General features: G+C 70.0%; 7 protein-coding genes. All 7 read left to right on the top strand.

Annotated elements, in window-relative coordinates:
- On the top strand, window positions 1-1157 hold a 1157-nt coding region (locus FV223_RS18330; protein WP_147728362.1), incomplete at its 5' end, for an ABC transporter substrate-binding protein.
- A gap of 160 nt (window positions 1158-1317) precedes the next feature.
- Window positions 1318-2301: a YVTN family beta-propeller repeat protein gene (locus tag FV223_RS18325; protein WP_147728361.1), complete on the top strand. Its 984-nt coding sequence runs from the start codon at window positions 1318-1320 to the stop codon at window positions 2299-2301.
- Between the two features lie 49 nt (window positions 2302-2350).
- A complete protein-coding gene (locus tag FV223_RS18320) occupies window positions 2351-2785 on the top strand; it encodes a hypothetical protein (protein ID WP_147728360.1) in 435 nt (144 codons plus the stop codon).
- A 14-nt stretch (window positions 2786-2799) separates the two neighbouring features.
- Window positions 2800-3036, top strand: coding sequence for a hypothetical protein (locus tag FV223_RS18315; protein ID WP_147728365.1), 237 nt, complete (start codon window positions 2800-2802; stop codon window positions 3034-3036).
- Entirely contained in the window at window positions 3033-3827 is a 795-nt protein-coding gene (locus FV223_RS18310) for an ABC transporter ATP-binding protein (protein ID WP_246686402.1), read from the top strand. Before FV223_RS18315 ends, FV223_RS18310 begins: the two co-directional genes overlap by 4 nt.
- Window positions 3824-4729 (top strand): ABC transporter permease, encoded by a 906-nt coding sequence (locus FV223_RS18305; protein ID WP_187274887.1) that lies wholly within the window; start codon window positions 3824-3826, stop codon window positions 4727-4729. The genes FV223_RS18310 and FV223_RS18305 overlap by 4 nt, the downstream gene beginning before the upstream one ends.
- On the top strand, window positions 4726-5361 hold the full coding sequence (locus tag FV223_RS18300; RefSeq protein WP_147728359.1) for a hypothetical protein: 636 nt from the start codon (window positions 4726-4728) through the stop codon (window positions 5359-5361). The genes FV223_RS18305 and FV223_RS18300 overlap by 4 nt, the downstream gene beginning before the upstream one ends.
- The last annotated feature ends 428 nt before the right edge of the window (window positions 5362-5789 follow it).

Below are 5789 nucleotides of genomic sequence, written 5' to 3'. Positions count from 1 at the left end.
CCCAGGAGCCCGCCGCCGCGCCGGCCGCGCCCGCGGAACCGGCCGCCACCCATGTCGGCCTGATCTACCGGCCGCAGCCCGCGCCGTCCTCCTACGACGCGGAGGCCGCGCCCGAGGACGAGGGCCTGGCCGGCGCGAAGATGGCCATCGCCGACAACAACACCACCGGCCGCTTCATCAAGCAGAGCTACGCCCTCGACGAGATCGCGCTCACCGAGGGGGGCCCGAGCGCGGTCGACGCGGCGAAGGCGCTGCTCGGCAAGGGCATCCGCTTCCTCGTCCTGGCGCTGCCGGCCGACGAGGTGCTCGCCGTCTCGGAGGCGGCACGCGCCGACGGCAAGGGCGCCGTGGTGCTGAACGCGGCGGCCCCCGACGACCGCCTGCGCGGTGCCGATTGCCGCAGGAACGTGTTCCACGTCGCCCCGAGCCGGGCGATGCAGACCGACGCGCTGGCGCAGTACCTCACCGTGATGCGCTGGCGGAAGCTGTTCCTGATCGTCGGCCCGACCGACGCGGACAAGCTCTATGCCGACGCGATGCGCAACTCGGCCAGGAAGTTCGCTCTCAAGATCACGGCGGAGAAGCCCTGGACCTTCGGGCCGCTGGCCAAGGCGCGCGGCGACACGCCGACCCGCGCCGAGGCGATGGTCTTCACCCGCGGGCTCGACTACGACATGGCGATCGTGGCCGACGAGGAGGCCGATTGGGGCGACTACGTCCCCTATCGCACGGTCGACCCGCGGCCCGTCGGCGGCACGCAGGGGCTCGTCGCCACCACCTGGTCGCCGGTGCTGGAGACCTGGGGCGCGGCTCAGGCGCAGAACCGCTTCCGGCGCCTGTCGGGCCGGCTGATGCGGCCGCTGGACTACCAGGTCTGGGCCGCGATCCGCGTCGTCGGCGATGCCGGGGCCGCCCGCAAGACCGCCGACCCGGCGGCACTGACCGCCTACCTGAGCGATCCGGCCTTCGGCCTGCCGGCCTACAAGGGCGTGTCGCTGAGCTTCCGCCCCTGGGACCACCAGCTGCGCCAGCCGCTGATCGTGGTGCAGCCGAAGGCCCTGGTCTCGGTGGCGCCCGAGCAGGGCTTCCTGCACCAGCGCACGCCGCTCGACACCCTCGGGACCGACCTGCCCGAGACGACCTGCAAGTTCCAGTGAGCGCGCCGGGACGCACGAGGACGGCGTTCCGCCGCGTGAAGTCCGCAGCGCGGTTCCGTCGCCCTCGCCGCGGGCACGAAACGCACTACACTGTCGTCCGTCGGGATTTCGGCACTGCCAGAGTGCCAAGCTTGCCACCAGGCCAGGGGGAGGATCGCGAATGGACCGCTGCGTGAGAGCAGGGTTGGGGCTCGCCGCGCTCGGCGCGGCGCTGCTCGGGTCGGTGCCGGCGCAGGCCTACACGGTCTACGTCTCCAACGAGAAGGGCAACTCGGTCAGCGTGATCGACACCGCGACGATGGCGGTGACGGCGACCTGGAAGGTCGGGCGCCGCCCCCGCGGCATCACCGTGAGCAAGGACGGCAAGGAAGTCTTCGTCTGCGCCAGCGACGACGACCGCATCGACGTGCTCGACACCGCCACCGGCAAGGTGGTGCGCTCGCTGCGCTCCGGCCCCGATCCCGAGCAGTTCATCCTCGATCGCAGCGGCAACCCGCTCTACGTCGCCAACGAGGACGACAGCCAGGTCACGATCATCGACATCGAGAAGAACAAGGTGCTCGCGGAGGTCCCCGTCGGCGTCGAGCCGGAGGGCATGGGCCTGTCGCCGGACGGCAAGATCCTGGTGAACACCTCCGAAACCACCAACATGGCCCACTTCATCGACACCAAGACCTTCCAGGTGATCGACAACGTGCTGGTCGACGCCCGTCCGCGCTTCGCCGAGTTCACGGCGGACGGCAAGTTCCTCTGGGTCTCGGCCGAGGTCGGCGGCACGGTCAGCGTGATCGACGTGGCGGCGCGGCGCGTGGTGAAGAAGATCACCTTCAAGATCCCGAGCGTGAACGACGAGGCAATCCAGCCGGTGGGCATCCGCATCACCCAGGACGGGACCAAGGCCTTCGTCGCCCTCGGGCCCGCCAACCGCATCGCGGTGATCGATGCCAAGACCTACGACGTGCAGAAGTACCTGCCGGTGGGCCAGCGGGTGTGGCAGCTCGCCTTCACGCCGGACCAGTCGCTGCTGTTCTCCACCAACGGCACCTCCAACGACGTCTCGGTGGTCGACGTGGCGGCCGAGAAGGTGGTCAAGAGCATCCCGGTCGGCCTGCTGCCCTGGGGCGTGGCGATCTCGCCGAACTGAGTTTTCGCAAGCACGACTGCCGCGAACGGCAGCGCGGGGGGGGAACAGGATGACACGAGGTCTTCGATGGGCGGCGCTGGGGCTGGCGGCGATCCTGGCGGCCGGCCCGGCCGTCGCGCTCGATCTCACCAAGAAGCGCGAGACCCTGCCCGACCTCGTCCTCGGCAACGAGGAGGGCAACGACTTCGTCGTCGAGAACAAGGACATCGAGCTCGAATCCGGCAAGGCCTACCGGCTACGGATCATCGCCAAGGGCCATCAGGAATACAAGGTCTACGCGACCGAGTTCTTCCGCTACATCTGGTGGAACCAGATCGTCATCGAGCACAAGGAGATCCACGGCGGCGGCCCGCCGGATCACCTCGAGTTCGACGATCCGGGCGAGATCGCGATCGAGTTCGTGGCGATCAAGCCGGGCAAGTACACCTGGGAGGCCCGCGGCCTGGAGTCGAAGGGCGTCGCCGGCACGATCACTGTGAAATGACGCACGGTGGAATGATGCGGACGCTTCTTCTCGCCAGCCTCCTGTTGAGCACGCCGGCGCTGGCCGACGACAAGGCCGCCTGCGCGGACGGCATCGCCATGATCAGGGATGCGCTCGCGCAGAACCCGCCCGAGGCGGCGCTGCCGAAGCTGAAAAAGGCCCTGCGCGTGGCCGAGCGCGAGCAGGGCGAGGGCGAGTTCGACGAGTGCCTCGACGCGGTCGGCGACGCCAGAAGGGTCCTCGGGCGATGAGCGAGGGCGCTCGGGCGATGGGTGCGGGCGGGCGTCCGGCGGGCGAGGCCCCGGCGCTGGAGGTGGCCGACGTCAGCCACAGCTTCGGCGCGCGCCAGGCACTGTCGGACGTGTCGATCACCGTCGAGCGCGGGCGCTTCATGGCGCTGCTCGGGCCCAACGGCGCCGGCAAGACCACGCTGTTCTCCCTGATCACCCGGCTCTACAACAACCGCCACGGCCGGGTCGCGATCTTCGGCCACGCCCTCGACCGCGAGCCGTCGCGCGCGCTCGCCCGCCTCGGCGTGGTGTTCCAGGCACGGACCTTGGACACCGACCTCACCGTCGAGCAGAACCTGCTCTATCACGCGGCGCTTCACGGCATCGCGCGCAAGGCCGCCAAGGCGCGGATCGCGGTGCTGCTCGACCGGGTCGGGCTGGCGGACCGGCGCGCCGACAAGGTGCGGACGCTCTCCGGTGGCCAGTCGCGCCGCATCGAGATCGCGCGCTCGCTGGTCCACCATCCGAGCCTGCTGCTGCTCGACGAGCCCACCGTCGGCCTCGACCTCGAATCGCGGGCCGACATCGTCGCGATCGTCCGCGCGCTCGTGCGCGAGGAGGGGCTCTCGGTGCTGTGGGCGACCCACATCTTCGAGGAGATCGCGGCGGAGGACGACGCGGTGGTGCTGCACCGGGGCCGCATCGTCGCGCGCGGACGGGCCGGCACCATCGGCGGGGCCGACGAAACCCTCGAGGAGGCGTTCCGCCGGCTCGTGGCCGAGCCGGCCAAGCCGGCGAGGGAGGCTGCATGAGCACGCCCATCGGCACGCCGACGGCGGTCGACGCCCGCACCGTGGCGGCGGACGCGACGCGCCCGCCCGCCCATCTCGGCCGGCTCGACGGGGTCGGCTACCTGATCTGCCTCGGCGGCATCGTCCGGCGCGAGCTGTTGCGCTTCTTCAACCAGAAGGAGCGGTTCTTCTCGGCGCTGGTGCGGCCGCTGGTATGGCTGTTCATCTTCGCGGCGGGCTTCCGCAACACCCTCGGCGTGTCGATCGAGCCGCCGTACCAGACCTACGTGCTCTACGAGGTCTACGTGGTGCCGGGGCTGGCGGTGATGATCCAGCTGTTCAACGGCATGCAATCCTCGCTCTCGATGGTCTACGACCGCGAGGTCGGCTCGATGAAGGTGCTGCTGACGAGCCCGTATCCGCGCTGGCTGCTGCTGCTCGCCAAGCTGATCGCCGGCGTCACCGTCTCGGTGGTGCAGGCCTACGCCTTCCTGGCCATCGCCTGGTTCTGGGACCTCGACATCCCGGCCGTCGGCTACCTCGCGGCCCTGCCGGCCTTCATCGCCGCCGGGCTGATGCTCGGCTCGATCGGCCTGCTGCTGTCGTCGATGGTCAAGCAGCTCGAGAACTTCGCCAGCGTGATGAACTTCGTGATCTTCCCGATGTTCTTCGCCTCGTCGGCGCTCTACCCGCTCTGGCGCATCCGCGAATCCTCGGAGACGCTGTACTGGATCTGCCAGTGCAATCCCTTCACCCACGCCGTCCAGCTCGTGCGCTTCGCCCTCTACGGGCAGTTCGAGCCGGTCTCGTGCGCGGTCGTGCTCGGCGTGACCCTCGCCTTCTTCACCCTCGCCGTCGTCGCCTACGATCCCGGCCGCGGCATCATGGCCCGGCGCGGCGGCCCGGCCGGAGACCCGTCATGATCGCTTCCCGCTTCTGCTCCCTCGCCGCCCTCGGCGTCGCCCTGGCCGGCCTCGCCGCGCCCGCGCTGGCGCAGCCCAGGACCGACCCGGACTGGCCCTGCGTCCAGCGCAAGGTCGCGACCCTGAGCCCCGGCCAGTTCTGGACCGGGCCGGACATCGCCGCCGCCGGCGCCTGGGGCGACGACAACGACGCCGCGGTGCTGGCGCAGAAGCTCGCCTCCCGCCGGACCGAGCTCACCGAGGTCGATCCGCTGATCGACGCCTACGTCGCCAAGGTGCCGGCGGCCGACAAGGCCAAGGGCCTCGCCCACGTCTATGCGGGCGTGTTCGAGGTCATCAACGGCGAGCGCGACAAGGTGATGGGCGGGATCGCGCGCTACGCGCAGGGACAGCGCCGCATGGCCGAGCGCATCCGCGACGAGGCCGACACCATCAGCCAGACCAAGGACGGCCCGAGCGCGGCCGACGCCCGCGAGGTCTCGAAGGAGCAATCCGACATCGAGACCAAGTTCGCCTGGGATCGCCGCATCTTCCAGGAGCGCAGCCAGTCGCTGACCTACGTCTGCGAGGTGCCGCAGCTCCTGGAGCAGCGCCTCGGCGAGATCGCCAAGAAGATCCAGGCCAGGCTCTGACGCCGCCCAGCGACCCGGAACCGGGTTGCCGAATCGTCCCGGGCAACATTGCCGAACACTCCCTAAGCCTTTGATGAGACATAGAAAATCTGTTGCACGCGGACCACGGGTCATCCGTTTCCGCGCGTAACGGCCCCGTGAGCGGCGTTTTCCGCCGGATCACGGTCGTCCCGCGATTGTCCGATCTCGACGCGCCTTGCATGAGTGCTGGGCAAGCCCGCCGCAGAGGGGGCACGCTGTTCGACGGTTCGGGGTTGGGGAATGACAATGCGGGCGCTTCGCGGAAGCCTGATCGCCTCGGTGGCATTGCTGCCGGGTGCAGCCTACGCACAGAGTTCGGTGACGCTGTCGGAGATCAGCGTCGTGGCGACGACCCCGGTCGGCGGGTCGGGCTCGGGCAGCACGCTGGCCGCCCCGCCGCTCGGCGC

This window comes from Methylobacterium sp. WL116 (assembly GCF_008039455.1).
GTDB lineage: Bacteria > Pseudomonadota > Alphaproteobacteria > Rhizobiales > Beijerinckiaceae > Methylobacterium.
Note: the sequence above shows the minus strand (reverse complement) of the source record. Positions and strands in the feature narration are given on the sequence as shown.